The sequence below is a fragment of the Mitsuaria sp. TWR114 genome (genome assembly GCF_007997345.1).
The window spans coordinates 1-1,098 of sequence record NZ_VOSR01000786.1 but is presented as its reverse complement, the minus strand read 5'-3'; the positions used below and the strand labels follow the sequence as shown (position 1 = coordinate 1,098).

At 70.4% G+C, this 1,098-nt stretch carries 1 protein-coding gene and 1 pseudogene; both read right to left on the bottom strand.

The window, feature by feature from the left end:
• Window positions 1-153 precede the first annotated feature (153 nt).
• Window positions 154-897 (bottom strand): GntR family transcriptional regulator, encoded by a 744-nt coding sequence (locus tag FUT87_RS24165; protein ID WP_091728146.1) that lies wholly within the window; start codon window positions 895-897, stop codon window positions 154-156.
• Between the two features lie 16 nt (window positions 898-913).
• A pseudogene (locus tag FUT87_RS29330) lies at window positions 914-1,098 on the bottom strand (ATPase); the annotation flags it as partial.

Below are 1,098 nucleotides of genomic sequence, written 5' to 3'. Positions count from 1 at the left end.
GCAGGATCAGCGGCAGGTCCTGCGCGCCGTGGCGGGCCTCGTGCTCGGGGACGGCGCTGCCGTCGATGCCGACCACGCGTCCCTTGTCATGTTCCAGCACACCGCGGATGAAGCCGCCAGGTGTCAGTACGAATCCGTCGATGTGCTGGGTCGTCATCCGTCTCGCCTCATCTCCGCGACGAAGTCGTAGTAGTCGCTGCGGCAGTAGGAATGGGTGAGCTCGACGGCCTGTCCCTGGTCGAGGTAGCCCACGCGGGTGATGAACAGCACGGCCTGGCCGACCGGCACTTCCAGCAGGCCCGCCAGGCGCGAGTCCGCGTTGATCGCGCGGATGTGCTGCAGCGCGCGCACCGGCGCGCCGCCATGCCGGGCGAGGTGCTCGTACAGCGAGGACTCGACCTTCTGCGGCTCGGGCAGCACCGCCTCGGGCAGCACCGACAGCTCATAGGCCATGACGACGGCATCGGCCAGGCGCAGGCGCTCCAGCCGCGCGACGCGCTGGCCGGTGGTCAGGCCCAGCGACAGCTGCTCGTCCGGCGCCGCCATGGCGAAGCCGCGCGTCAGCCAGCGGCTGCTGGGCTTGAAGCCGCGCTGGTGGAGTTCCTCGGAGAAGCTGGTCAGGCGCGACAGCGGCTGCTCGAGCTTGGGCGCGATGTAGTTGCCGGAGCCGCGCTTGCGCACGATCAGGCCCTGTTCGACCAAGCGGTCGATGGCCTTGCGCGCGGTGACGCGCGACAGGTCCAGGGATTCGGAGAGCACGCGCTCGGACGGCAGGGCCTCGTCGGCCTGGTACTGCCCTTCGCGGATCGCCTGGGCCAGCTTGTGGGCCAGCTGCATGTACAGCGGCGAGGCGGCGGCGGGATCGGGCTTGAACTGGAAGGGCAGCTTGGTGCTCATCGGGCTTCTCTGCTTCTCAACGGGGGTCGGAGAGAGCGCCGCGGACCAGCCGCAGCGCACCGTCGGCCGAGTCGCCCTGGGGCGACACGCAACGGGCCCGAATGTTGCCTGAGAAAAGCGCGGCAAGCCGCTGCGCCACGCTGCCCGCGAGCGACAGCGGCAGCTGCTGCGAGGGGTCCAGCGCGAGCGCGAGCTGCTCGA